Annotated in this window: 21 protein-coding genes; 11 read left to right on the top strand and 10 right to left on the bottom strand. The window is 63.2% G+C overall.

Features of this window, described 5'->3' with window-relative positions:
- Positions 1-44: 44 nt before the first annotated feature.
- The 6 genes from purC (at position 45) to grxD (ending at position 4,738) form a co-directional block, all read left to right on the top strand.
- Positions 45-815, top strand: coding sequence for a phosphoribosylaminoimidazolesuccinocarboxamide synthase (purC, locus tag ABY454_RS01055; protein WP_372928313.1), 771 nt, complete (start codon positions 45-47; stop codon positions 813-815).
- Between the two features lie 17 nt (positions 816-832).
- Positions 833-1,078 (top strand): phosphoribosylformylglycinamidine synthase subunit PurS, encoded by a 246-nt coding sequence (gene purS, locus ABY454_RS01050; protein ID WP_372928312.1) that lies wholly within the window; start codon positions 833-835, stop codon positions 1,076-1,078.
- A gap of 108 nt (positions 1,079-1,186) precedes the next feature.
- On the top strand, positions 1,187-1,876 hold the full coding sequence (gene purQ / locus ABY454_RS01045; RefSeq protein ID WP_372928311.1) for a phosphoribosylformylglycinamidine synthase subunit PurQ: 690 nt from the start codon (positions 1,187-1,189) through the stop codon (positions 1,874-1,876).
- Positions 1,873-4,092, top strand: coding sequence for a phosphoribosylformylglycinamidine synthase subunit PurL (gene purL, locus ABY454_RS01040; RefSeq protein ID WP_372928310.1), 2,220 nt, complete (start codon positions 1,873-1,875; stop codon positions 4,090-4,092). The genes purQ and purL overlap by 4 nt, the downstream gene beginning before the upstream one ends.
- Before the next feature lie 32 nt (positions 4,093-4,124).
- Positions 4,125-4,358, top strand: a complete 234-nt coding sequence (locus tag ABY454_RS01035) for a BolA family protein (protein WP_372928309.1) — start codon at positions 4,125-4,127, stop codon at positions 4,356-4,358.
- A 20-nt stretch (positions 4,359-4,378) separates the two neighbouring features.
- Positions 4,379-4,738 carry a Grx4 family monothiol glutaredoxin gene (gene grxD / locus ABY454_RS01030; RefSeq protein WP_372928308.1) on the top strand — a complete coding sequence of 120 codons (360 nt, stop codon included), beginning with the start codon at positions 4,379-4,381 and terminating at the stop codon, positions 4,736-4,738.
- 94 nt (positions 4,739-4,832) lie between these two features.
- Here grxD and rpsD read toward each other — a convergent pair whose 3' ends face one another.
- The 3 genes from rpsD to ABY454_RS01015 all read right to left on the bottom strand — a co-directional run bounded on the left by rpsD (position 4,833) and on the right by ABY454_RS01015 (position 7,223).
- Positions 4,833-5,450: a 30S ribosomal protein S4 gene (rpsD, locus tag ABY454_RS01025; RefSeq protein ID WP_372928307.1), complete on the bottom strand. Its 618-nt coding sequence runs from the start codon at positions 5,448-5,450 to the stop codon at positions 4,833-4,835.
- A 219-nt stretch (positions 5,451-5,669) separates the two neighbouring features.
- Positions 5,670-6,209, bottom strand: a complete 540-nt coding sequence (locus ABY454_RS01020) for a hypothetical protein (RefSeq protein ID WP_372928306.1) — start codon at positions 6,207-6,209, stop codon at positions 5,670-5,672.
- A gap of 189 nt (positions 6,210-6,398) precedes the next feature.
- On the bottom strand, positions 6,399-7,223 hold the full coding sequence (locus ABY454_RS01015) for an RNA methyltransferase (protein WP_372928305.1): 825 nt from the start codon (positions 7,221-7,223) through the stop codon (positions 6,399-6,401).
- Positions 7,224-7,324: 101 nt separating this feature from the next.
- On the opposite strand from ABY454_RS01015, the gene ABY454_RS01010 reads away from it, so the two are divergent.
- Positions 7,325-8,554, top strand: coding sequence for an NADP-dependent isocitrate dehydrogenase (locus ABY454_RS01010; protein ID WP_372928304.1), 1,230 nt, complete (start codon positions 7,325-7,327; stop codon positions 8,552-8,554).
- 14 nt (positions 8,555-8,568) lie between these two features.
- Here the strand turns inward: ABY454_RS01010 and ABY454_RS01005 are convergent, their stop codons facing one another.
- The 4 genes from ABY454_RS01005 to ABY454_RS00990 all read right to left on the bottom strand — a co-directional run bounded on the left by ABY454_RS01005 (position 8,569) and on the right by ABY454_RS00990 (position 14,490).
- Positions 8,569-9,792 (bottom strand): cyclic nucleotide-gated ion channel, encoded by a 1,224-nt coding sequence (locus ABY454_RS01005; protein WP_372928303.1) that lies wholly within the window; start codon positions 9,790-9,792, stop codon positions 8,569-8,571.
- A 3-nt stretch (positions 9,793-9,795) separates the two neighbouring features.
- Complete coding sequence (alaS, locus tag ABY454_RS01000) at positions 9,796-12,594, bottom strand: alanine--tRNA ligase (RefSeq protein WP_372928302.1); 2,799 nt, start codon at positions 12,592-12,594, stop codon at positions 9,796-9,798.
- A 285-nt stretch (positions 12,595-12,879) separates the two neighbouring features.
- Complete coding sequence (recA, locus tag ABY454_RS00995) at positions 12,880-14,022, bottom strand: recombinase RecA (RefSeq protein ID WP_372928301.1); 1,143 nt, start codon at positions 14,020-14,022, stop codon at positions 12,880-12,882.
- A gap of 237 nt (positions 14,023-14,259) precedes the next feature.
- Entirely contained in the window at positions 14,260-14,490 is a 231-nt protein-coding gene (locus ABY454_RS00990; protein WP_372928300.1) for a hypothetical protein, read from the bottom strand.
- Between the two features lie 184 nt (positions 14,491-14,674).
- Here ABY454_RS00990 and ABY454_RS00985 point away from each other — a divergent pair, with 184 nt between their 5' ends.
- Positions 14,675-15,754 (top strand): AI-2E family transporter, encoded by a 1,080-nt coding sequence (locus ABY454_RS00985; protein ID WP_372928299.1) that lies wholly within the window; start codon positions 14,675-14,677, stop codon positions 15,752-15,754.
- Between the two features lie 27 nt (positions 15,755-15,781).
- On the opposite strand, the gene ABY454_RS00980 is transcribed toward ABY454_RS00985, so the two are convergent.
- The 3 genes from ABY454_RS00980 to cckA all read right to left on the bottom strand — a co-directional run bounded on the left by ABY454_RS00980 (position 15,782) and on the right by cckA (position 20,409).
- Positions 15,782-16,486, bottom strand: a complete 705-nt coding sequence (locus ABY454_RS00980) for a transporter substrate-binding domain-containing protein (RefSeq protein WP_372928298.1) — start codon at positions 16,484-16,486, stop codon at positions 15,782-15,784.
- A 21-nt stretch (positions 16,487-16,507) separates the two neighbouring features.
- Complete coding sequence (locus ABY454_RS00975) at positions 16,508-17,761, bottom strand: sulfotransferase (protein ID WP_372928297.1); 1,254 nt, start codon at positions 17,759-17,761, stop codon at positions 16,508-16,510.
- A 101-nt stretch (positions 17,762-17,862) separates the two neighbouring features.
- A complete protein-coding gene (gene cckA, locus ABY454_RS00970; protein WP_372928296.1) occupies positions 17,863-20,409 on the bottom strand; it encodes a cell cycle histidine kinase CckA in 2,547 nt (848 codons plus the stop codon).
- Between the two features lie 164 nt (positions 20,410-20,573).
- Here cckA and ABY454_RS00965 point away from each other — a divergent pair, with 164 nt between their 5' ends.
- The 3 genes from ABY454_RS00965 (at position 20,574) to ABY454_RS00955 (ending at position 23,457) form a co-directional block, all read left to right on the top strand.
- On the top strand, positions 20,574-20,936 hold the full coding sequence (locus ABY454_RS00965) for a hypothetical protein (protein WP_372928295.1): 363 nt from the start codon (positions 20,574-20,576) through the stop codon (positions 20,934-20,936).
- A 380-nt stretch (positions 20,937-21,316) separates the two neighbouring features.
- Positions 21,317-22,018, top strand: coding sequence for a M15 family metallopeptidase (locus ABY454_RS00960; RefSeq protein WP_372928294.1), 702 nt, complete (start codon positions 21,317-21,319; stop codon positions 22,016-22,018).
- Entirely contained in the window at positions 22,015-23,457 is a 1,443-nt protein-coding gene (locus ABY454_RS00955; protein ID WP_372928293.1) for an MFS transporter, read from the top strand. Before ABY454_RS00960 ends, ABY454_RS00955 begins: the two co-directional genes overlap by 4 nt.

Genomic DNA, 23,457 nt, shown 5'->3' with positions numbered 1-23,457 from the left:
TTTGGCGCTTGAGTCCCCAGACAGGGCAGTGAGGAACCAAAATTATGAATCGTCGCCGGCGCATCTACGAAGGCAAGGCCAAGATCCTCTACGAAGGACCCGAACCTGGCACGCTCATCCAACACTTCAAGGACGACGCCACCGCCTTCAACAATAAGAAGCACGACCGCATCGAGGGCAAAGGCGTACTCAATAATCGCATTTCGGAGTGCATCTTCGAGCGGCTCAACGAGATCGGCGTGCCGACGCATTTCATCAAACGGCTGAACATGCGCGAGCAGCTGATCCGCGAGGTCGAGATTGTTCCGCTCGAAGTGGTGATCCGCAACGTCGCCGCGGGCTCACTGGCAACCCGGCTCGGTCTCGAAGAAGGCACGATGCTGCCGCGCTCCATCGTCGAGTTCTATTACAAGTCCGACGACCTCGGAGACCCCATGGTCTCCGAAGAGCACATCACCGCTTTCGGCTGGGCGACGCCTCAGGAGCTCGACGACATGATGGCGCTGGCGCTGCGCATCAACGACTTTCTGTCGGGACTGTTTCTTGGCGTCGGCATCCGACTCGTGGACTTCAAGCTCGAGTTCGGCCGGCAGTGGGAGGCCGATCAGATGCGCATCGTGCTCGCCGACGAGATCTCCCCCGACTGCTGCCGCTTGTGGGATATCGAGACTCAGAACAAGCTGGACAAGGATCGGTTCCGCCGCGACATGGGCGGCCTCGTGGAGGCCTACCAAGAGGTGGCGCGCCGGCTCGGTCTGCATGTCGACAATCCGGGGCGGCCGCGCAGCGGTCCGGTTCTGGTGCAGTCGACCTAACGGGAGCGCAAAGCGGCATGAAGGCGCGTATCACCATCACGCTGAAGCCCGGCGTGCTCGATCCGCAAGGCAAGGCGATCCAGGGCGCGCTGCATGCGCTCGGCTTCGGCTCGGTTGATGGTGTCCGTCAGGGCAAGTATATCGAGGTCGAAGTCGCCGAAAGCGATCCGGCCCGCGCGCGCGCCGAAGTGGAGCGCATGTGTGAACAACTTCTCGCAAACACAATCATCGAGAATTACGCTTATGAGCTCGAGGCAGCGTAGGCGCATTCTCCGTCATTCCGGCGAAAGCCGGAATCCAACCACACACTCGGACAATTGCCGCTTCTGGATCCCGGCTTGTGCCGGGATGACGTCTGGGTTCGTGCGAACATGAAAGCCAGCGTCATCGTCTTTCCGGGATCGAACTGCGACCGCGACGCGGCCGTAGCGCTTCAGGCAGCGATGGGCGCGGCGCCTGCCATGGTCTGGCATGGCGACTCCGAGCTGCCCAAAAGCGATCTCATCGTTCTGCCGGGCGGCTTCTCCTATGGCGATTATCTGCGCTCCGGCGCCATGGCGGCGCATTCGCCGGTCATGCGCGAGGTGGTCGCGCGCGCTAAAGCGGGAACACCGGTGCTCGGCATCTGCAACGGCTTCCAGGTGCTGACGGAATCCGGCCTGCTGCCGGGCGTTCTGATGCGCAACGCGACCTTGCGCTTCATCTGCAAGGACATGCTGCTGAAAGTGGTACGCAACGACACGCGCTTTGCGTCCCACTACGAGACCGGCGAAGTGATCCGCATTCCCGTCGCGCATAAAGACGGCTGCTACTTCGCCGACGAGGGCACGCTTGACCGGCTCGAAGGCGAGAACCGTGTCGCCTTTCGCTACTGCGAGGCATCGGGCGCGGTGACTGAAGCGGCGAACCCCAATGGCTCGTGCCGAAATATCGCAGGAATCTACAACGAGACCGGTACGGTGCTCGGCATGATGCCCCACCCCGAACGGCTCATCGAGCCTGTGCTCTCCGGCACGGACGGCGCCAAAATGTTCTCTTCGCTTGTTGAGAGGCTCCATTGAGCGGCGCGGCGCGGGCGGCCCGCGAGGCGGAAACGCTTTCCGATGCACTGATCGCCGAGCACGGCATAAACGCCGAGGAGTACGCGCGGCTCCTGAAAGAGCTTGGCCGCGAACCGACATTGACGGAGCTCGGCGTGTTTTCGGTGATGTGGTCGGAGCACTGCTCGTACAAATCCTCACGCGTCTGGCTGAAGACATTGCCGACGACGGGGCCACAAGTCATCCAAGGGCCCGGCGAGAATGCCGGCGTCGTCGATCTCGGCGACGACCAAGCGGCGGTCTTCAAGATGGAGAGCCATAACCACCCCTCCTATATTGAGCCCTATCAGGGCGCGGCGACGGGCGTGGGCGGTATCATGCGCGACGTGTTCACCATGGGCGCGCGCCCCGTTGCCAATATGAATGCGCTGCGCTTCGGCGCGCCCGACCATCCCAAGACGCGGCATCTTTTGTCCGGCGTCGTCTCCGGGATCGGCGACTACGGCAACTGTATGGGCGTGCCGACGATCGGCGGCGAAACGAATTTCGACGCCCGCTACAACGACAACATTCTTGTCAACGCCATGTGCGTCGGCCTTGTGGATGCGAACCGCATCTTCACGTCCGCCGCCAAAGGCGTCGGCCTTCCCGTCGTCTATGTCGGCTCGAAGACGGGCCGCGACGGCATTCACGGCGCCACCATGGCGTCGGCAGAGTTCGACGATGCCTCGGAAGAGAAGCGGCCGACGGTGCAGGTTGGCGACCCCTTCACCGAAAAGCTGCTGCTGGAAGCTTGTCTTGAGCTGATGAACGAGGACGCCATCGTCGCCATTCAGGACATGGGCGCCGCGGGCCTCACCTCGTCTTCCGTCGAAATGGCCGACAAGGGCGGCGTCGGCATCGACCTTAACCTGGACCGCGTGCCATGCCGCGAAGAGGCGATGACAGCTTACGAGATGCTGCTGTCGGAGAGCCAGGAACGCATGCTCATGGTGTTGAAGCCTGGCGCCGAACCCATTGCGAAACGCATTTTTACGAAGTGGGAGCTCGATTTTGCAGTGATCGGCGAGACCACCGACACCGGCAATTTCGTCGTGCGTCATGACGGCGTGGTGCAGGCCGACATTCCCCTGCCCGCTCTGGCTCATGCCGCTCCGCTCTACGAACGCCCCTGGGTCGCGCGCGATCCGCTGCCGCTGATTGCCCCGGACGACGTGAAAGCGCCGGAGAGCATCCTTGGCGCGCTGGAATGCTTGATGGGATCGGCGCATCTGTCGTCGCGCCGCTGGATCTACGAACAATACGACCACATGGTCATGGCCGACACGGTACAGCGGCCCGGCGGCGATGCCGGCGTGGTGCGCGTGCACGGCACCGACAAGGGGCTTGCGGTTTCTTGCGACGTTACCCCGCGTTATTGCGCCGCCGATCCGTTCGAGGGCGCCAAGCAGGCTGTGGCCGAATGCTGGCGCAACATCACTGCGACGGGCGCCAAACCGTTGGGCATCACAGACTGCCTGAATTTCGGCAATCCCGAGCGGCCAGAAATCATGGGCGAGTTCGTCCGCGCCGTAGAGGGCATGGGCGAGGCGTGCACCGTGCTGGACTTCCCGGTCGTGTCGGGCAACGTGTCGCTCTACAACGAGACCAATGGTGGGGCTATTCCACCAACGCCTGCCGTCGGCGGCGTCGGGCTTATCGCCGATATCGCGCATATGGCCGGCATGGGCTTGCGGCAAGACGGCGATGTGCTGCTCCTGCTTGGCACGAAGACTGGTCATCTCGGCCAATCGACCTATATGCAAGTCATGGAAGATCGTCTTGAAGGCGCGCCACCCCCTGTCGATCTCGCCGCCGAGAAATGCGCCGGGGATCTGGTGCGCAGCCTTATCGCGTCGGATGCCGTGACGGCGGTGCACGACGTCTCCGACGGCGGGCTCCTTGTCGCCATCGCCGAGATGGCGCTTGCCGGCAACCGTGGGGTGCAACTTGAAGCGCCGCCTGAGGGCTTGCCGGCGCACGCAGCCTGGTTCGGCGAGGACCAGGCACGCTATGTGATCGCGGTACCGGCTGACGATGTGGATGCCGTCGGTGCGGCCGCGTCTGCCGCGGGCGTTCCCGTAAGGGTGCTCGGCACGGTCGAGGGTGATAGCATTGCGCTTCCCGGCGAGACCGCGCTGGCCCTCACCGCACTGAAGGCGGCCCATGAGGGGTGGATGCCGCGCTTCATGGCATAACCTGAAGCCGCGCGCACAAGGAGCAATTGACGATGGCAATGGCTGCGGAGGAGATTGAGCGCTTGGTCAAGGAACGCTTTCCCGATGCGCGCGTGGAGATCGAAGATCTCGCTGGCGACGGCGATCATTACGCGGCCAGCATCGTGTCGGAGGCATTTCGCGGCAAGTCGCGGGTCCAGCAGCACCAAATGGTCTATGATGCACTTCAGGGCAATATGGGCGGCGCACTGCACGCGCTGGCGTTGAAGACATCAGCGCCGCAATAGAGTGAGAAAGGAATCGAACGATGAGTGAGCAAGACGTTCAGGCCGTTCAGGACTGGATCGGCAAGCAGATCGCCGGCCGTGACGTGGTGCTGTTCATGAAAGGCACCAAGTCGATGCCGCAATGCGGCTTCTCCATGCAGGTCGCGCAGATCCTGAGCCATCTCGGCGTCGACTTTGCAGACATCAACGTGCTCGACGACATGAGCGTGCGCGAAGGCGTGAAGGCCTATTCCAACTGGCCGACCATTCCGCAGCTCTACGTGAAAGGCGAGTTCGTCGGCGGGTGCGATATCGTGCGCGAGATGTTCCAGGCAGGCGAGCTCCAGGAAATGCTCAAGACCAAGGGCATTGCCAATAACGCGCAGACCGCGACGGCATAACCGCGCTTCTTAGGATTTCTGCTGGATACACAAACGGCGGCGATTGTTCCAATCGCCGCCGTATTGCTGTGTTGTCTTGTCTGACGTCGCGTGCTTAGCGCGAGTAGAACTCGATGACGAGGTTCGGCTCCATCATGACCGGATAGGGCACATCGGACAGGGTCGGCGTCCGCGTGAACGTCGCGACCATCTTGCCGTGGTCGACGTCGACATAGTCCGGCACGTCGCGCTCGCCGCTCTGCGCGGCCTCGAGCACCATGCCAAGATCCTTGGACTTGTCGCGCAACTCAATCACATCCCCTTCCTTGCAACGATAGCTCGGGATCGTTACGCGGCGGCCGTTGACCTTCACGTGGCCGTGGGAAATGAGCTGGCGGGCGGCGAACACTGTCGGCACGAACTTGGCGCGATAGACCAGCGCATCGAGGCGCCGCTCGAGCAAGCCAATCAGCCGCTCCGAGGTGTCGCCCTTCATGCGCGAGGCCTCGTGATAGATCGACTTGAACTGCTTCTCGGTGATGTTGCCGTAATAGCCCTTGAGCTTCTGCTTGGCCCTGAGCTGCTGGCCGTAATCGGACAGCTTGCCGCGGCGGCGCTGGCCATGCTCGCCAGGTCCGTATTCGCGCTTGTTCTGGGGGCTCTTGGGCCGGCCCCAAATATTCTCGCCGAGCCGACGGTCGATCTTGTGCTTGGCGTGAATGCGTTTCGTCATTCGTAAAAACTCCAAAGCCAAATTAGGCTTTTCGCGGGCGGTCTGCTTTCCCGCGTCTGCCGCAAAAATCCATGGATGTTGAGTGGTCCGGATCGCCAGAGCGGGTCCGGCGGCCCCAAAAGCCCTTCAGGGCTCCGGTTTGACCGTTCTGTTACTCCGAATAGCCGGAAACTGTCAATTGCCGCGATTTCCTAGGGCCACAGGCAGGCCCGGGCCGCCCTAGTTTGCCGGGACCGAGGCCACATAGGCGTTAATGGCACTTTCGACCTTCTGCTTCTGCTCCGGAGGGCATTTCGGCGCCGGCGGCGCCTGCGTCACAGCCGATTCTCCGCCCTCGGTTTCCTCGGTACCGCTGGCCGCGGTCGTCTCAGGGCCCTCCTCGATCTTGGCGTTACCGGTGAAGTAGGACAGCGCAAAGAGGTGCAGCGCCTCGACCATCAGCATCTGCTGGCGCGTCCAGTCCTTCTTGGATTCCTGCGCCAAGAGCGCCTTCAGATTCGCCTGCGCTAGCTGCGGCAAGCCGCAGACCTCCGCATAGGCGGAACGAGTGGCCGCGCGAATGACTTGGCGTGCGTCGTCGCTTGGAATCACGAAGGTGTTGAAGTCGGACTTGTCGACTGGGACAGGCTTGCCGTTAGGTCCGGGCGTCTCCCCCGGAATCAGCGAGAAGGCGTAAGTGAGCATGACGCGCACCCGCGTATCGCTCAGCCCCTTCTTCTGCGGCTGCTTGCTCCGCTTGTCGAGCTCTTCGGCTGCCACGGCCGTGAAACCAGATTGATCGGCCGCTTGGAGCGGAGCACTCGTCAGAAACGCAAAGACCGCAGCACAAGTGGCCCCGCCCAGATGAAACCACGCAACTCTCATTGAACGCCCCTCTCCTTATCGAGCCGGAAGCTAGCATTGTTGACGGGCATCGCAATAGGAGAAACCGGGCGGAACTATGACACCTTATCGCCTTGGCTCTGTTGGAGGCCTCGTCAAGGCTGACACAATTCCCCGCCAGGTGCGGACGTCCTGGTCGGTGGCGCCCATGCGATGAAACATGTTGCGGATCGACCGCACCATGGACGGCCGCTTCTCCGGCGGCCGCAAGAATCCGGCGTCGTCCAATGCCCCTTCCAGATGCTCAAACAGGTTGTAGAGTTCCGCACGGGTCGCGGGCTGTGTGTCCGGCGCGGAGATCCCTTCGCGCGCCGGCCCGTCATAGGTGGTTGTCCGGCCGAGATCGGAGGGGCTTTCGCTCTTCAGCCATTCATAGGCGAATAGCAGCACGGCCTGGGGCAGGCTCAAGGAAGCAAACGCTGCGCTGACCGGCGCGGTCAGGATCGCATCGGCCAGCACGATGGAGTCGTTGTCGAGCCCGCTGCGCTCGGCCCCGAACAGCACGCCGGTCCGCTGAGAGGCTTGTCGCTTGGCGCGCAAAGCAGCTGCCGCCGTTTCCGGGCTCAGCACCTCTTTCACCATCTCGCGGGGCCGCGCGGTGGTGGCGATCACGTAGTTGAGGTCGGCGACGGCATCTTCGACGGTGTCGAACACCTTCGCCTCATCGACGATGACGCCGGCGACGGCGGCGGTTGCGCGCGCCTTCTCGTTTGGCCAGCCATCCCTTGGGGCCACGAGCCTCAGATCGCGAAGCCCGAAATTGCCCATGGCGCGAGCGGCAAAGCCGATATTCTCGCCGAGTTGCGGCCTTACCAGCACGATGGCGGGCGCCGCGGACGCCGCGTCGTCTTGGCCCACGCGCTTGCCGGTTTTCGCATTTGCTTCCATCATGGCCGCACGATGCTATAGGGGGCGGGCTCCCGCAATGGGGGCGAAATGCCTTAAGCGGCCCTCCTAAGGCTCAACCCTTTCCTTCCAGCGGAGACGCGCGCGTGGACAAGATCAAAGTGCAGAACCCGATTGCCGACCTTCACGGCGACGAAATGACCCGGATCATCTGGGACATGATCAAGGAAAAGCTCATCGAGCCCTACCTCGACATCGAGCTTCTCCCCTTCGATCTTGGCATCGAGCATCGTGACGCCACCGACGATCAGGTCACGATCGACGCGGCCCACGCCATCCAGAAGCACGGCGTCGGCGTCAAATGCGCGACGATCACGCCGGACGAGGCGCGCGTGGAGGAGTTCGGCCTCAAGAAGATGTGGCGGTCGCCCAATGGCACGATCCGCAACATCCTTGGCGGCGTGATCTTCCGCGAGCCCATCATCTGCAAGAACGTGCCGCGGCTGGTGCCTGGCTGGACCAAGCCAATCGTCATCGGGCGTCACGCCTATGGCGACATCTACCGGGCCCAAGACTTCCTGGTGCCCGGCAAGGGCAAGCTGACCATTACCTTCGAGGGCGAGGGCGGCGAGACGATCCATCGTGAGGTCCACGACTTTGAAGGCTCCGGCATCGCGCTCGGCATGTTCAATCTCGACAGTTCCATCCGGGACTTCGCGCGCGCCTCCATGAACTATGGCCTCAACCGCGACATGCCGGTGTACCTGTCCACCAAGAACACGATCCTCAAGGCCTATGACGGCCGCTTCAAGGATCTGTTCCAGGAGATCTACGACGCCGAGTTCAAGGAGACGTTCGAGGAACGCGGGCTCACTTACGAGCATCGGCTGATCGACGACATGGTCGCCGCGGCGCTCAAATGGTCCGGTGGGTATATCTGGGCCTGCAAGAACTATGACGGCGATGTGCAGTCCGACACCGTGGCGCAAGGTTTCGGCTCGCTTGGACTCATGACGAGCGTGTTGATGACGCCCGACGGCGAGACCGTGCTGGCGGAGGCCGCGCACGGCACGGTGACGCGCCACTACCGGCAGCACCAAGAGGGCCGTGCGACATCGACGAACTCGACTGCTTCGATCTACGCCTGGGGCGGCGCACTGAAGCACCGCGCCAAGCTCGACGGTAACGAGGCGCTGCTCGACTTCGCCGAAACGCTGGAGAAGGTGGTTGTCGATACGATCGAGAGCGGCTCCATGACAAAGGACCTCGCGCTCCTTGTCGGCGAAGAGCAAGCCTGGCTGACTACGGAAGGGTTCATCGATAAGATCGGCGAGAACCTGCGGGCGGCGATGACCAAGCGCGTGACGGCCGCTTAAGCCACAGCCACCGTTCAGCTTCTTCGAGCTTTCGTCTTCGTCTTCCGCGCAACCTTGCGCGGGGGCCGTGCTCGGTCGGCTTTGGCCCGCTCCTCCGCGACTTCGCGGATACGGCGGATGATTTCCGGATGACGGCGGGAAAGCCGCGCGAAGGCCTGGCTATCCAGAACGTAGACGCGGCATCGGGTCTTGGCGATCACGTCGTGTTTGTGGCGCCGATGCTCAAGCAGCGCCATCTCGCCGAAGAAGTCACCCTCCTTCAGCGTGGTCCGCCGGCCGCGGCCCATCTCGACCGTGGCCTCGCCGCCGGCCAAGAGGAACATGCTCTCGCCCGCATCGCCCGCTCGCACGATGGGCACGCCGGGCAGATAGCTGCGCGTATAGACCAGCTTGGTGATCTCGGCGATCTCCGCCTCGTTCATGGTGGCGAACAGCGGCACGCGCGACACCATGGACCACGTGACCACGAACTGATGACGGTTCGATTCTTGAGTGAACCCGGTGGCAATGATCGCAACGGGCAGTGCGAACATGCCAAGCCCCAGCAGCATCACCACGCCGCCCAGTACCTTGCCCAGCGGCGTGACCGGCACGACGTCGCCATATCCCACCGTCGTCAGCGTGGCGAGCGCCCACCAAGCGGCGGCTGGAATGGACCCGAACGTGTCCGGCTGCGCCTCCCGCTCCAGGAAGTAGATGCCCGTGGAAGCGAACAGCAGGAGAACCATCATGATGAGCAATGCGCCGAGCAGCGCGCGGGATTCGTCTACCAGCACGCGCCCCAAGGTCTGCAAGGCCGGCGAGTAGCGCACCAGCTTGAGCAGACGGAACAGGCGAAACACCCTGAGCACGCGCAGGTCGATTGGGTAGATCCAATGCACGTACCACGGCGCGAAGGCGAGCAGGTCGATCAGCATGATCGGGCGCATGGCGAAGCGCGCCCGCGCCTGCCAGGGCGGCAAACGCGACAGCATGGGAATCTCGACGGCGCTCCACACCCGAAGCACATATTCGATCGTGAAGACGATCACCGAGAAGATGTTGAACGCACGGAACCAGAAGCCGTACTCGGCGGCGAGATCGCCCACGGTCTCGGCCGCGAAGGCGATCGCGTTCAGAACGATCAGCGTAACGATGAAACCGTTGACGACATAGCCTGCCGGATGGGACTCCCCGCCAACCTCGAGGATGTCGTGGACCTTCCTGCGCCAGCGGCGCCAGACGGCCGGCGTCGCCATCGCTTAGGCTTGCCCGGCGCGTTTGGCCGGCGCGGCAGGAGGCGCCTCGCCGGAGATCGCCGCGGCGATTGCTTCAAGGGCCGCATCGGCGCGCGCGCCGTCGGGGCCGCCGGCTTGGGCAAGGTCGGGCCGCCCGCCGCCGCCCTTGCCGCCAAGCGCCTCGGCACCAGCGCGCACGAGGTCTACGGCGCTGTATGTGCCGGTGAGGTCTTTCGTGACGCCAACAATGAGGCCGGCCTTGCCTTCGTCGCTAACGCCGACCACAGCAACGATCCCTGAGCCCAGCTGCTGCTTGGCTTCGTCCACCAGCCCGCGCAAATCCTTTGGGCTAACACCGTGCACGGTGCGCGCCAGTAGCTTGACGGACCCGAGCTCGCGCACGGCGGCACCCGCCGCACTGTCGCCGCCTTCGGGCCGCAGCGCGAGCTCGCGCTTGGCATCGGCCAGTTGCCGCTCCAGCTTGCGGCGCTCGTCCACGACCGCGGCAAGACGCTCAAGCATCTCTTCCGGAGAAACTTTCAACAGCTCCGCCGCTTCGCGCACGCGGCCATCCTGCGCATCGAGGAAACTCCGCGCCGCCTCACCGGTCAGCGCTTCGACGCGGCGGACGCCAGCCGCCACGGCGCCCTCGCCCGTGATCTTGAGAAGCCCGATATCGCCTGTGCGCGCCACATGGGTGCCGCCGCACAGCTCGATGGAATAGGCCTCCCCCGCTTTGGGGCTTCCGGGCGCAACGCCCATGGAGACCACGCGGACCTCCTCGCCGTATTTCTCGCCGAACAGCGCCAGCGCGCCCTGTTCGATCGCCTCGTCGGGCGTCATCAGATGTGTTTCGACGGGCGCGTTCTGCAAGATCATGGCGTTCGCCATGTCTTCGACCGCGGCGACCTCATCCGCCGTCATGGGCTTGGGATGAGAGAAATCGAAGCGCAAGCGCCCCGGTTCCACCAGCGAGCCCTTCTGCGCCACGTGCTGACCCAGCACTTGGCGCAAGGCCTCGTGCAGAAGATGCGTGGCCGAATGGTGCGCGCGGGTCGTGGTGCGTCGCGTATGATCGACATCGAGCGTCACGGTTTGTCCACGCAGCAGCGTGCCCTTCTGAAGGGCGCCCTGATGCACGAACAGGCCATGAAGCTTCTTCTGCGTGTCCTCAACGTCGAAGACGACGTCTTCGCCGATCGACAGCGTCCCTTGATCGCCGACCTGACCGCCGGACTGGGCATAGAACGGCGTCTGGTTAACGATGACGATGCCACGGTCGCCTTCGATAAGCTTGTCGACACGCGCACCGTCTTTGACCAACGCCACGATCTCGCCGGAGGCCGTCTCGGTCTCGTAGCCGAGAAACTCGGTGGCGCCGAGTTCCTCCTTCAGTTCGAACCAGACTTGTTCGGTGGCCGCTTCGCCCGAGCCGGCCCAAGACTTCCGCGCCTCGGCACGCTGGTGCTCCATGGCCACGCCGAAGCCTTCGGCGTCCACGCCAATGTTCTTGGCCTTTAGCGCGTCTTCGGTGAGATCGTAAGGAAAACCGTAGGTGTCGTAGAGCTTGAAGGCGACCTCGCCCGGCAGCGTGTCGCCCGGCTTGAGGCTTTCGACCGCCTCATCCAGTAGGCGCAAGCCGCGTTCGAGGGTCTCGCGGAAGCGGCTCTCCTCAAGCTTCAGCGTTTCCTCGATGAGGTCCTCGCCGCGTGACAGCTCGGGAAAGGCGCGACCCATCTCACCGATCAGCGTCGGCGCCAAACGGTGCAGCAGCGGCTCCTTGGCGCCCAGCAGATGCGCGTGACGCATGGCGCGGCGCATGATGCGACGGAGCACATAACCCCGGCCTTCATTGGACGGCAGCACGCCGTCGGCGATGAGAAATGAAGATGCACGCAAGTGATCGGCGATGATGCGGTGACTTGGGGCGTTGCCGCCCTCCGCCGCGACGCCCGTCAACTCAACAGAAGCGGCGATCAGCGTTTTGAAAAGATCAATGGCGTAATTGTCGTGCGTGCCCTGCATCACCGCTGCGATGCGCTCCAGCCCCATACCGGTGTCGATGGACGGATGCGGCAGGTCCACGCGCGAGCCGTCCTCGCGCTGCTCATATTGCATGAAGACGAGATTCCAGATCTCCACGAAACGGTCGCCGTCTTGATCGGGACTGCCGGGCGGACCGCCGGGTAAATGTGCGCCGTGGTCATAGAAGATCTCCGAACACGGCCCGCACGGGCCGGTATCGCCCATGGACCAGAAATTATCCGACCCCGCGATACGCAAGATCTTGTTGTCGGAGAAGCCCGAGATCTTCTTCCACAGCGAGGCCGCGTCTTCGTCGTCGACATAGACGGTGATCAGCAGCTTGTCGGCCGGCAGCTCAAACTTCTTGGTCAGAAGCTCCCAGGCGAGCGCGATGGCGCGCTCCTTGAAATAGTCGCCAAACGAGAAATTGCCGAGCATCTCGAAGAAAGTGTGATGCCGCGCGGTGAAGCCCACATTGTCGAGATCGTTGTGCTTGCCACCGGCACGCACGCATTTTTGCGACGAGGCCGCGCGCGGGCTCTTCGCCTTCTCCTGGCCGGTGAACACGTTCTTGAACGGCACCATGCCGGCATTGGTGAACATCAAGGTCGGATCGTGCCGGGGCACCAGCGGCGCGGACGGCAAGACGAGGTGGTCGTTCTTGGCGAAGAAATCGAGAAAACCGGTTCGGATGTCGTTCGCGCGCGTCGGCACAATATGCGCCTTGCCCTGCTTGGCGCCCGCGTTGGATTTTCCGCTGGTTCTGGACTTCCCGCCCGGGGATTTCGCGGCGCTCATGAGGTTCAGCTGGGACCTTCGTTCTCGCGCGAAACGGCGCTCGCCACCGCTACCCTAGCCGATTCGGCGGCCGCCTCATCGCGCGGCTACATTCGCCGTGAGACATACGGTCTGGAGTTTGGCCTGTCCAGCAGGCAGAGCCTGCCCAGCCGGTAAGGCCAGCCCGGCGGCAAGAATGGCAAAGGCGCCGCTGATGTCGCGGCGCCTGCCTTCGTCCTGCCCTTGTCCTGTCCTCGTCCGGCCCACAGCGGCCTGGCCCCCAGCGGGGGGCCTTTGGCGGGGGTGTTACGCTTTCTTCTTCCGGCCGCCCGCGGCAATGGCGGTCACGGTGCTCTCCTCGGCAATAGCGGCCGTGTCATCGCCCGCCTCGGCCTCAATCTCGCCGTCGAGCATCTGATCGCCGATGAGTCCCGCGCTCTGGCGGATGGCCTGCTCGATTTTCGTGGCCATCTCCGGATGCTCCTTGAGAAACGTCTTGGAGTTCTCGCGGCCCTGGCCAATACGCTCGCTATCGTAGGAGAACCAGGAGCCGGACTTCTCGACGATGCCGGCTTTGACCCCGAGATCGATCAGTTCGCCCATCTTGGACACGCCCTCGCCATACATGATGTCGAACTCGACCTGCTTGAAGGGCGGCGCGACCTTGTTCTTCACCACTTTGACGCGGGTCTGATTGCCAACCACCTCGTCGCGCTCCTTGATGGCGCCGATGCGCCTTATGTCGAGACGGACGGAGGCGTAGAATTTCAAGGCGTTGCCGCCACTGGTGGTTTCGGGTGAGCCGAACATCACGCCGATCTTCATGCGGATCTGATTGATGAAGATGACCATGCACTTGGACTTGGCGATGGAGCCGGTGAGCTTACGCAGCGCCTGGCTCATCAACCGCGCCTGGGCGCCCATCTGAAAATCGCCCATCTCGCCTTCGAGCTCGGCCTTCGGCGTGAGGGCCGCAACCGAATCGACCACCAGCACGTCGACGGCGCCGGAGCGCACCAGCGTGTCGGCGATTTCCAACGCCTGCTCGCCCGTGTCGGGCTGGGAGATCAGTACGTTCTCCAGATCGACGCCGAGTTTTTGCGCATAGATGGTGTCGAGCGCATGCTCTGCATCGACGAAGGCGCACACGCCGCCCTTCTTCTGGGCCTCGGCGACCACATGCAGCGCCAGCGTCGTCTTGCCCGATGATTCAGGCCCGTAAATCTCGACGACGCGGCCGCGCGGCAGGCCGCCAATACCAAGCGCGATATCCAGGCCGAGCGAACCGGTGGGGATGGCCTCGGTCTCCACGACGGTCTCGTTCTGGCCGAGCCGCATGATCGACCCCTTGCCGCACGAGCGCTCGATCTGGGAGATCGCAGCCTCCAGCGCCTTCTCTTTGTCCATGTCCCCTCCTGCTTCGACAAGGCGCAACGCGGCGTTCGACATCGGTCATCTCCTTATTTCACAGCCCCACGGGGCTCGTAAATGGTGGCCCTCGGTCCCGCCGGTCCCGTCCACACCGCAAATGACGCAGGCGACTGGGTCGGTCGAGCATTTAACCAGTGTACACGCTTTGTTCTCTGTTCGCAATATGTTCTCATCGCCGCAAGCGCAGTTTCGCGCAAAGAATAAAGGCCGCCCGGATACGGGGCGGCCAGCATTCCTTCTACCCAGCCTTTCAACCTAGCGGCAGGGCGTACACCAGCAGCGCCAGGGCCGGCAGAGCCGCGTATAGCCCAGCGGACACATCGGCCCCCTGGTCCGGCAGGAGACCCGGTCCAGCGGCGAGAAGGTCTTGGCTGCGATGGGAAGCCCTTGCGTACCCGATCCGATCGTGGCGTCGGCCTGGAAACCGAGCGTGGTCACCAGCAGCAGGGCAAAGGCGGCCGTCAGCAAAACAGCAATTTTCCGCATTGTTCCCTCCCTGAAAGGCGCCCTACCGCCCTCCCCCTGGAACGCGGGGACGCCAAGGGGAAAACATAGCGCAAAACCGCGCCCCTGGCCCCTGCTGCGTTTCTCCTCACCGGCCAAACTTTCAAGGCGACGTTCGAGACGCCGCCGCTATGATCGGGGCCTTGAGGGAGCGATTCTGGTCAATATGAGCGAGCCGACGCGCGGCAGCGCGTTCCAAGACAAAGCCTTTCTGGTTCTGCTCGTCGCGGTGTCGTTGGCGTTCGGCTGGATTCTGTTGCCGTTCTACGGGGCGATCCTGTGGGCCGTGATCCTGGCCCTCGTGTTCGCGCCGGTGCAGCGCTGGCTGGGCGCGATACTCCCGGGACGCCGGAACCTCGCGGCGCTGCTCACGCTTCTGATCATCGTTGGCATCGTGCTGATCCCCTTGGCGTTCACCGGCGCCTCGATCGTGAGCGAGGCGACATCGCTCTACGACCGGCTTCAGTCGGGAGAGCTCAATCTCGGCCGCTTCCTGCAGCGCTTTCTCGATGCGTTGCCCGGCTGGGCGTCGAACATGCTCGCCCAGCTCGGCGTCAGCGATGTCAACGATATCGAGCAGCGGCTGATCGCGCTTCTCAAAGAAGGCAGTCAGTTCTTCGCCACCCAGGCCGTGCTCGTGGGCCAGGGCACGGCCAACGTCCTGCTCAGCGTCACCATCATGCTCTATCTGCTGTTCTTCCTGCTGCGCGACGGCGGGGCGGTGGCGCAAAAAATAATGGACGTCGTGCCCTTGGCGGAGGAACACAAAAGCGCGCTGTTCGAGAAGTTCGCCGTTGTGGTCCGCGCCATGATCAAGGGCACGATCCTGGTGGCCATCGTGCAGGGCTTTCTCGGCGGCTTCATCTTTTGGGTGCTTGGCATTCACGCGCCCGTCCTGTGGGGCGTGGTCATGGCCTTTCTGTCTTTGCTGCCGGCCGTCGGCGCCTCGATCGTCTGGTTCCCCGTAGCGGTCTATCTGCTGGCGACCGGCGCGCTGCTGAAAGGCATCGCGCTGATGGCCTTTGGCGCGGGCGTCATCGGGCTCGTGGACAACGTCCTCAGGCCTTACCTCGTGGGCAAGGACACCGCGCTACCCGACTATGTCGTGTTGATCTCGACGCTCGGCGGCATCGCGATCTTCGGGCTCAACGGCTTCGTCGTCGGCCCGCTGATCGCTGCGATGTTCCTCGCCGTGTGGGATATCTCCGCGCGCACGACCGCCGCGCGAGACGCAGAAGACGACTAGGCGAAGTCGGACAACTTGCCGAAATTCTCAACCGATATTCGTGCGCAGCAGGCGGTCGATCTCGCCGTCGCTCTTCAGGCGCTCGATGGCCGCGTTGAGCGCGGCGAGGAAGTCCGGCCGGCCCTTCTTCACCGCGACGCCATAGAGCTTGTCGGGAAAATGACCGCCGATATCGATCACCTCCAATTGGTCCGGATGCGCGGCGTGTTTGCGCATTAGCTTTAAGTTTACGAGGTCGTTGGAGGCGGCGTCCGCGTTGCCCTCTTCCACGGCGTTCAGCGTGCCGGCGTTCAGCTTGGTCACCGCGAGCGGCGCACCTGGAAAGGCCTCGCGCATGCGGCGTATGGAGATGGAGGATTCCGTCACGGCGATGCGCTTGCCGCGCAGGTCGTCAAGGCTGCGGATGGGGCTGTCTTTTCGAACGAGAATGCCCTCGCGCGTCACGTAATAGGGAACAGAGAAGTCAACCTGTTCCAGCCGGTCGGGCGTGATGGTGAGCTGGGACAACACCATGTCGGCGCGCCCTAACAGAACCGCCGGAATCCGCTCTTCGTTGGTGACTTGGGTGAAGTCGAGCGTGCCATCCGCGCCGAGCAAGATATCGGCAATGGCTCTTGCGACGCCCGGCTCGAAGCCTTCGATCTTGTGGGTCTTGAGGTTCTTGTATCCCATGCCGGGAATGTCGAAGGCGACGCCGGCAATGAGGCGTTCGTGCGCTTGATGATCTTTCATTACCGGCTCCCTTGTTGAGAGCTAAGACGCCGCCTTCTGCGGAGCACGTTTGTCCGTATGGGGCTCGGCAAGCGCCGCATCCACCGCCTCGCTATAGCCGAAACGGTCGATGAACGGCTTCAGGCGGTCCGCGATACGCTTGGTGAGCGCTTTCGGCATCTTATAAGAAGACACTTTGTGGTCGGAGCGGTCGTCGAGGAAGGCGCGCATGCGCCCTTCCGCTTCATCGAACTCGCCGATGCGAAGCTGCGCGTAGAGGTCTCGCATCGACTCGAGCGGGTCCTTGACGAAATCCTCGTAGCGGATTTCGACCAGGTTCTCTTCCGGGACCAGATGCCGGTCGCGCTCATAGGCTGTGGTAAAACGCTCGTAGACATCGAGCACATAGTCGTCGAGCCAGCCATCGATGTAAGGCGGATTGTGCAGGCCTTGCGCCGAATAGAGTGCGCGCCACAGCTTGATCGTGGACGGAAACACTTTGAGCGGATTGCGCGCGATGAACACCCAGCGCGCATCCGGGAACAGCTTGGTCAGCACTTTAAGACGCGCGGCGTTGGGCGGCGTCTTCATCACGAGAGGCTTTTTATGCTTCAGCATCAGCCGGCGGTAGAACCACATATAAGCCTTGGCCCAGCGGTTCACCTCCTTCTCCGGCAAGCCCTTGAAATCGACATAGTCGGTGTCGACGGGGCCGCGCCGCGGCCAGGCCATCGTCTTCAGGGGCGAGCCCTGGCCCAACATGAGCATGGCGAACTCTTCTTCTTGCGGGCGGTCGAAACCCACCGGCACGTCGTCTTGCGGCCGATGCTTGGGCAGAAGCACACTGAAGAGCGGATCGAGGGTACCTTCCGTCAGCAGAAAATGGTGCGGGAAGAAGCACTCATAGGTCGTCGGGTAAGCGAGGTTCGGGTCCTCGGAGAAGAGGTCGTGCATCAGCGTGGTGCCGCTGCGCCAATGGCCGACGACGAAGACCGGGGGCTGATCGAGCGGTAGGCTTTCGGCCTTCCGCTTGTACAGCGCCTCGGAGATCCACAAGAGCGGTGTGTTCCACGGAACCCACAGGAACAGCGCCGCCGTGTCCGGGATGCAGTTCAGCGTGAAGGAAAACCGGCCGCGCCAGAACAGCCGCATCAGCGTCATGAAGCGCATGCCGAACCAGACATAGACCAGCCGGCCGCCATAGCGCTCGACGGTAAGCCCCAGCTTTTTCTTCTTATGCCGTTTGCGGCGCTTGTTGCCGTCCTCGGCGGGCGCCATGACCTCGTAATCGGGCACGCGTGGGTCTCCGGTGGGTGGAAATCTCGCGTCTCGCTTAGACGCGATCGGCACGCAAGGGAAGTCCCTAAAGAGACGCAACCTTGGCATCTATGGGAGGTTTAGTCCTGAAGCGCGGCCTTGACCGTGGCGGCGAGCTCCTTCAGATCGAAGGGCTTCTGCAGGAACATAAAGTCTTCTTTCTCGTCCAGATTTCGCCGGAAAGCGTCCTCCGCGTATCCGGAGATGAAGATGATCTTGAGGTCCCGGTTCTGCTCCCGCAGCTCCTTCATCAAGGTGGGACCGTCCATCTCGGGCATCACCACGTCGCTCACCACCAGATCGACCTCGCCGTGATGCTCCTCGAAGACCTCCAGCGCCTCCGCGCCGGTTGAGGCCTCGAGTACGCGATAGCCGCGCGTGCCCAGCGCCCGGGCGGCGAAACTTCTCACCGCGTCCTCGTCCTCGACCAACAGCACCGTGCCGCGGCCCGTCAGATCCTTCGGCTTCTCGGGCTCGGGCTTGTGGTCGAGCTTGGCCGGCTCCTGGTCGATCTCCGCGGCGCCTTTCACATGGCGCGGCAGGTAGACCCGCATCGCGGTGCCGTCACCTTCCTCGCTGTCAGCAAAGATGTAACCGCCGGTCTGCTTGATGATGCCGTAGACGGTGGAGAGGCCGAGCCCCGTTCCGCGGCCAATCTCCTTGGTGGAGAAGAAGGGCTCGAAGATCTTCTGCTTGACCTCCTCGCTCATCCCCGTGCCGGTGTCGCGCACCTCGATCATCACGTACTCGCCGGGCGGCATGTGGCTCAGGCTAAGCTCGCGAGATTGAGGCTCGCTCACATTGGCGGTGCGGATCGACAGCTTGCCGCCGTCCGGCATGGCGTCGCGCGCGTTCACGGCGAGGTTGATGATGACCTGCTCGAACTGATGAACGTCCACCTTGACGGGCCACAGATCGCTCGCCTGATCGAGCGTCAATTTGATGTTTTCACCGAGCAGCCGGCCGAGCAGAATGGAAAGGTCGGGAATTGTATCGCCGAGCTGCAGCACTTGCGGACGCAAGGTCTGCTGCCGTGAGAACGCAAGCAGCTGACGCACCAAGCCGGCGGCCCGGTTGGCGTTCTGCTTGATGTTCATGATGTCTTGGAAGGCAGGGTCGGTTGGCCTGTGGTTCAGCAGCAAGAAATCGGAGAAGCCGATGATCGCCGTCAGCATGTTGTTGAAGTCGTGTGCGATGCCGCCGGCGAGTTGCCCTACGGCCTGCATCTTCTGGCTTTGAGCGATCTGCATCTCGAGCGCGCGTTGCTCGGTGGCGTCGATGACATACGCAATGGCAGCATCGCTTTCGCCTTCGGCATGCTCGATCGGACTGAGAAAGAGCTGGCCGCTCCGCTCGCCGGGCCCGGCGAGTGTCACATCCATGGGCTCGGTCAAAACCTGGCCGGCAATTGCGGATTCAAGAGCTTTTCGAAGATCGGCGTGGTTGGACGGATCGAGAAAGCTCTCCAGGCTCGTCTCGCCATCGCCGGTCTCGGCGCCAAACATGCGCACGAAGGCCGCGTTTGTCGCGCTCACCGTGCCTGTCGTATCCACCGTTGCAATCGCAATGGGCGAGGAATGGAACAGCCGCGCAAATCTGAGCTCGCCGGCGCCGGCCTCCTCCACTTCACCGGGCCCGCGATTGAGGATCAGCACATGCGCCAGTTCGCTGCCGCGCGGCAGGCGTAAGAGAAGGCGCACCGGCAGCGATGTGCCGTTGGCTTTGAGCAGGTCGATATCGAAATGGCGGGTGCCGCCTTGCGTGTCGCCGCGGCTGGCGCCGGCGATCAGCGCGGCGCTGTCCTCGGACATGATCTGCGTGAGCTTGATCTGGCGGTTGGAAACCTCGGACAGATCAAGGCCGAGCCATTGCGACAAGGTGGCGTTCAGATAGTCGATATGGCCGTCCGCGTCGGCAATGAAGAACCCGGCCGGGGCGTTGTCGAGATAGTCGATGGCCGCTTGCACTTTGGCGAAGCTGGTTTCCTCGCGGGCGCGGTCTTGGGTGATCTCGTCTACCTGCCAGACAACGAGCGCCCCTTTGCGGCCTGCCTTCGGATCTGGCGGCATTGGCTGCACCGAGATGCGGAACCAGCGCGGGGTGATACCGCCCTCGTCTTGAACTTCGCCCGGCGGCGGCAGGCGGAACTCTTCCTTCAGGCGGCGTCCTTGTTGAGCCGCACGGGCCAGGCGGAAAATCGGCTCGGCCAAATGCGGGTTGCCACCGAAGGCTCGGTCCGGCGCCAAGACGCTTGCCTCGCCGTCGAGCCCCAGAAGGTCGCGATAGGCCCGGTTGGCGTAAAGCACCCGCCCTGTCGCGTCGGCGATCAGCGCGCCTTGCGGCAGGTTGTCGACGAAAGCCTTGGTCAGGTCGTTCCGCGCGTGGCGCTGGCCGAAATACAAAATGCCGACCGCGCCCGCGAACAGGCAGAACACGCCGACAACCGCAAGGCCGGCGAGGATCGCCAGCACGAACGGCTCGGCCATCTCCCGGCTCACCATGGCCAGCCCCACGGCGGCTACCGCAAGCGCGACCGCGAGGAGTACGACCAGGCTAATGCTCCCGTCGCGCTCGGTCTGGTCAGCAACGGGCTCGGCGTAGCGCATTGGCGCGTTAATATCCGTCATGGCTTGGGAAAATACCCGATTCGACTTGTCTTGGCCGGAGATTGTCATGGACGGATGACCGCAAGGTTAGTCCGGGTTCAGCCCCGTTTCCGGGGCCTCGTTTCAAGGGGGGAGCCTCTCGGCTAAAGAACTGTTAAGCTCTGCCTGGGTAGGGACCATCCATCATGGAGATCAACACCCTCATTCTCGGCGTCGCAACGCTTCTCTTTGCCGTCGCGCTCATCGCCCTTCTTGTTTGGGCGTTCAAGACATTCTTCGGCAAGTCGGGCGGTTCGACACGCCGGGCGCCTGAAAAGCGCCTCACCGTCGTCGAGACGGCCGAGGTCGACTCCAAGCGTACGCTCTATCTCTTACGCCGCGACGACGTCGAGCATCTCGTCATGATCGGCGGTCCGGTGGATGTCGTGGTGGAGACGGGAATCAGATGGCGCCCGCAGCCGCAGCCCCAGCCTCTGGGTCCGCCCCATGACGACGTCATTATCGCCAAGACCGAGACCCCCGGCAGGCCGGAATATCCCAAGTCCTAGAAGAATTTAGTGCGATTCCGGTTGACTGTTGCGGAAATGTCACAGGCGGTTTTGCTTGAGATAGGGCGTCGATTGCGGTAAATAATAGGAACGATCTTACGGTAGCCCTGATGGGCAGGCGGCTGGAGCGACGCCGGTAGAGCCAACCGTCCTTATCGTAAGAGCGCCGGCAGTTCCCTGCTAATGGTCCGACACCGACTGGCCCTGCCAGTCATGTCAGTCCCCCAAACACTTCCACTCCCCGCCCTCCAGCGGGGAGTTTTTTTGCGCCATGCGTTGACGGCGCAAACCCCATCGCAAACAGTCACCCCATGTCTGGTTGTCGAGCTATCGGCTGCGCCGTGCTGGTTGCAGCTCTCTTTGTTGCGGGGACGTCACCCATGAGCGCTGGTTCCATGCCCAAGGGCTTCGTCTATCTCTACGACGTCGACCCTTCGATCGAGCAGGACATGCGCTATGCAGGCCCCAATAACTTCACGCGGCAGCCCGTGCCCGGCTACGACGCCGCCGAATGCGTGCTTGTCAGGGAAGCGGCCGAAGCCTTGAAAGCCGCGCAAACGGACCTCAAGCCAATGGGGTTGTCGCTGAAGGTCTATGACTGCTACCGCCCCAAACAGGCCGTGGCCGCCTTCGTCGATTGGTCGAAAGAGCCGGACAATCCGAACGCCAAGCTCGAGCATTATCCCGACCTGCACAAGAGCGCCCTGTTTCCCGAATATATCGCCACGCGGTCCGGGCACTCCCGCGGGTCGACGCTGGATGTCACCATCGTGCCCCTCGGATCGTCACCTGCCGACACGGACGACGAGGACGGCATCGCCTGCACTGAGGCGCAGCCGTCCGACAACAGCGTCGACATGGGAACCGGCTTCGACTGCTTCGATCCGAAGGCCAACACGGATGCGCCCGGTCTCACGCCGGAGCAGCAGCGCAACCGGACGCTCCTTGTGGACGTGATGAGCCGCCACGGCTTTAAGAACTATCCCAAGGAGATCTGGCATTACACGTTCGAGCCGGAGCCCTACCCCGACACCTATTTCGACTTTCCCATCGTGCCGCGGCCAGCATCCGGCAAATCGTGAGCGGGGCCCACGACGCGAAGGTGATCGAGACGTCCGTGCCGGCGCGGCTCGATCGCCTGCGCTGGGGACGCTTCCACACGCTCATCGTCTTGGCACTCGGCATCACCTGGGTGCTGGACGGGCTCGAAGTGACGCTCGCCGGCGCGGTGGCGGGCGCGCTGAAAGAGAGCCCCGTCCTGAAGCTGACGAATGCGGAGGTCGGACTTGCCTCCAGCTTCTATCTGGCCGGCGCGGTGCTGGGGGCACTGCTGTTTGGATGGCTCACCGACCGCCTCGGCCGTAAGAAGCTGTTCTTCATCACGCTGGCCGTCTATCTGGTCGCCACGGCGGCGACGGCCTTCTCCTGGAACTTCGTGAGCTTCGCCCTGTTCCGTTTTTTGACCGGCGCCGGCATCGGCGGCGAATACACGGCGATCGCCTCCACCATTCAGGAGTTCATCCCGGCCCGCTATCGCGGCCATACCGATCTCGTCATCAACGGCAGCTTTTGGATTGGCGCGGCGGGAGGCGCCGCCGGGTCCATCGTGCTGCTCGACCCGGCCGTGCTGCCGCCGGACTATGGCTGGCGCGCCGCCTTCTTCATCGGCTCGGTGCTGGGGCTGGGCATCCTTATCATGCGCCGGTGGATTCCGGAATCGCCACGCTGGCTCATGACCCATGGGCGCCCGGACGAAGCGCACGAGATCCTGGAGCAGATCGAAGATCACCATCGCGCGCGCGGCCACCACGTACCCGACGACGACCCGGCACTGTTCAAGCTCAACACGCGCAGCCACACGCCCTTAGCGGAAGTCTGGCACACGCTGTTTGACCTGCATCGCCAGCGCACGCTGGTGGGGCTTGCGCTGATGGCGGCGCAAGCGTTCTTCTACAACGCGATCTTCTTCACCTATGCGCTGGTGCTGACCGACTTCTACGGCATCGCCGCCAGCAAGGTCGGCTGGTATTTGCTGCCCTTCGCGGCCGGCAATTTCCTCGGACCGCTTCTCCTCGGACGCTTGTTCGACACGGTGGGACGCCGCCCCATGATCGCGATCACCTACGCGCTCTCCGGTCTGTTGCTGGCGCTCACCGGCGCGCTATTCGCCGCGGGCGTTCTGTCGGCGACGATGCAGACGGTCTGCTGGACGGTGATCTTCTTCTTCGCCTCGGCCGCGGCGAGCTCGGCCTATCTCACGGTGAGCGAGACCTTCCCGCTCGAAATCCGCGCGCTCGCAATCGCCTTCTTCTATGCCGTCGGGACGGGTGTCGGGGGCATCGGCGCGCCGTGGCTGTTCGGGGCGCTGATCGATACGGGTTCGCGCATGAGCCTGTTCGCCGGGTACCTGCTGGGCGCGGGCTTGATGCTGGCCGCAAGCGTTATCGCGGCACGCTACGGTGTCGCCGCCGAAGGCAAATCGCTCGAAGATGTGGCGAAGCCGCTGTCGGCGGCGCATTAG

It is taken from the genome of Methyloceanibacter sp., from assembly GCF_041573655.1.
GTDB lineage: Bacteria > Pseudomonadota > Alphaproteobacteria > Rhizobiales > Methyloligellaceae > Methyloceanibacter.
This window is presented reverse-complemented; position numbering and strand designations above follow the sequence as displayed.

What these genes read in the sequence shown, in the direction of transcription:
- purC (WP_372928313.1), top strand. Translation starts at nt 45, where the DNA reads ATGAATCGTCGCCGGCGCATCTACGAAGGCAAGGCCAAGATCCTCTAC.
- purS (WP_372928312.1), top strand. Translation starts at nt 833, where the DNA reads ATGAAGGCGCGTATCACCATCACGCTGAAGCCCGGCGTGCTCGATCCG.
- purQ (WP_372928311.1), top strand. Translation starts at nt 1,187, where the DNA reads ATGAAAGCCAGCGTCATCGTCTTTCCGGGATCGAACTGCGACCGCGAC.
- ABY454_RS01035 (WP_372928309.1), top strand. Translation starts at nt 4,125, where the DNA reads ATGGCAATGGCTGCGGAGGAGATTGAGCGCTTGGTCAAGGAACGCTTT.
- grxD (WP_372928308.1), top strand. Translation starts at nt 4,379, where the DNA reads ATGAGTGAGCAAGACGTTCAGGCCGTTCAGGACTGGATCGGCAAGCAG.
- rpsD (WP_372928307.1), bottom strand. Translation starts at nt 5,450, where the DNA reads ATGACGAAACGCATTCACGCCAAGCACAAGATCGACCGTCGGCTCGGC.
- ABY454_RS01015 (WP_372928305.1), bottom strand. Translation starts at nt 7,223, where the DNA reads ATGATGGAAGCAAATGCGAAAACCGGCAAGCGCGTGGGCCAAGACGAC.
- ABY454_RS01005 (WP_372928303.1), bottom strand. Translation starts at nt 9,792, where the DNA reads ATGGCGACGCCGGCCGTCTGGCGCCGCTGGCGCAGGAAGGTCCACGAC.
- alaS (WP_372928302.1), bottom strand. Translation starts at nt 12,594, where the DNA reads ATGAGCGCCGCGAAATCCCCGGGCGGGAAGTCCAGAACCAGCGGAAAA.
- recA (WP_372928301.1), bottom strand. Translation starts at nt 14,022, where the DNA reads ATGTCGAACGCCGCGTTGCGCCTTGTCGAAGCAGGAGGGGACATGGAC.
- ABY454_RS00990 (WP_372928300.1), bottom strand. Translation starts at nt 14,490, where the DNA reads ATGCGGAAAATTGCTGTTTTGCTGACGGCCGCCTTTGCCCTGCTGCTG.
- ABY454_RS00985 (WP_372928299.1), top strand. Translation starts at nt 14,675, where the DNA reads ATGAGCGAGCCGACGCGCGGCAGCGCGTTCCAAGACAAAGCCTTTCTG.
- ABY454_RS00980 (WP_372928298.1), bottom strand. Translation starts at nt 16,486, where the DNA reads ATGAAAGATCATCAAGCGCACGAACGCCTCATTGCCGGCGTCGCCTTC.
- cckA (WP_372928296.1), bottom strand. Translation starts at nt 20,409, where the DNA reads ATGACGGATATTAACGCGCCAATGCGCTACGCCGAGCCCGTTGCTGAC.
- ABY454_RS00965 (WP_372928295.1), top strand. Translation starts at nt 20,574, where the DNA reads ATGGAGATCAACACCCTCATTCTCGGCGTCGCAACGCTTCTCTTTGCC.
- ABY454_RS00960 (WP_372928294.1), top strand. Translation starts at nt 21,317, where the DNA reads ATGAGCGCTGGTTCCATGCCCAAGGGCTTCGTCTATCTCTACGACGTC.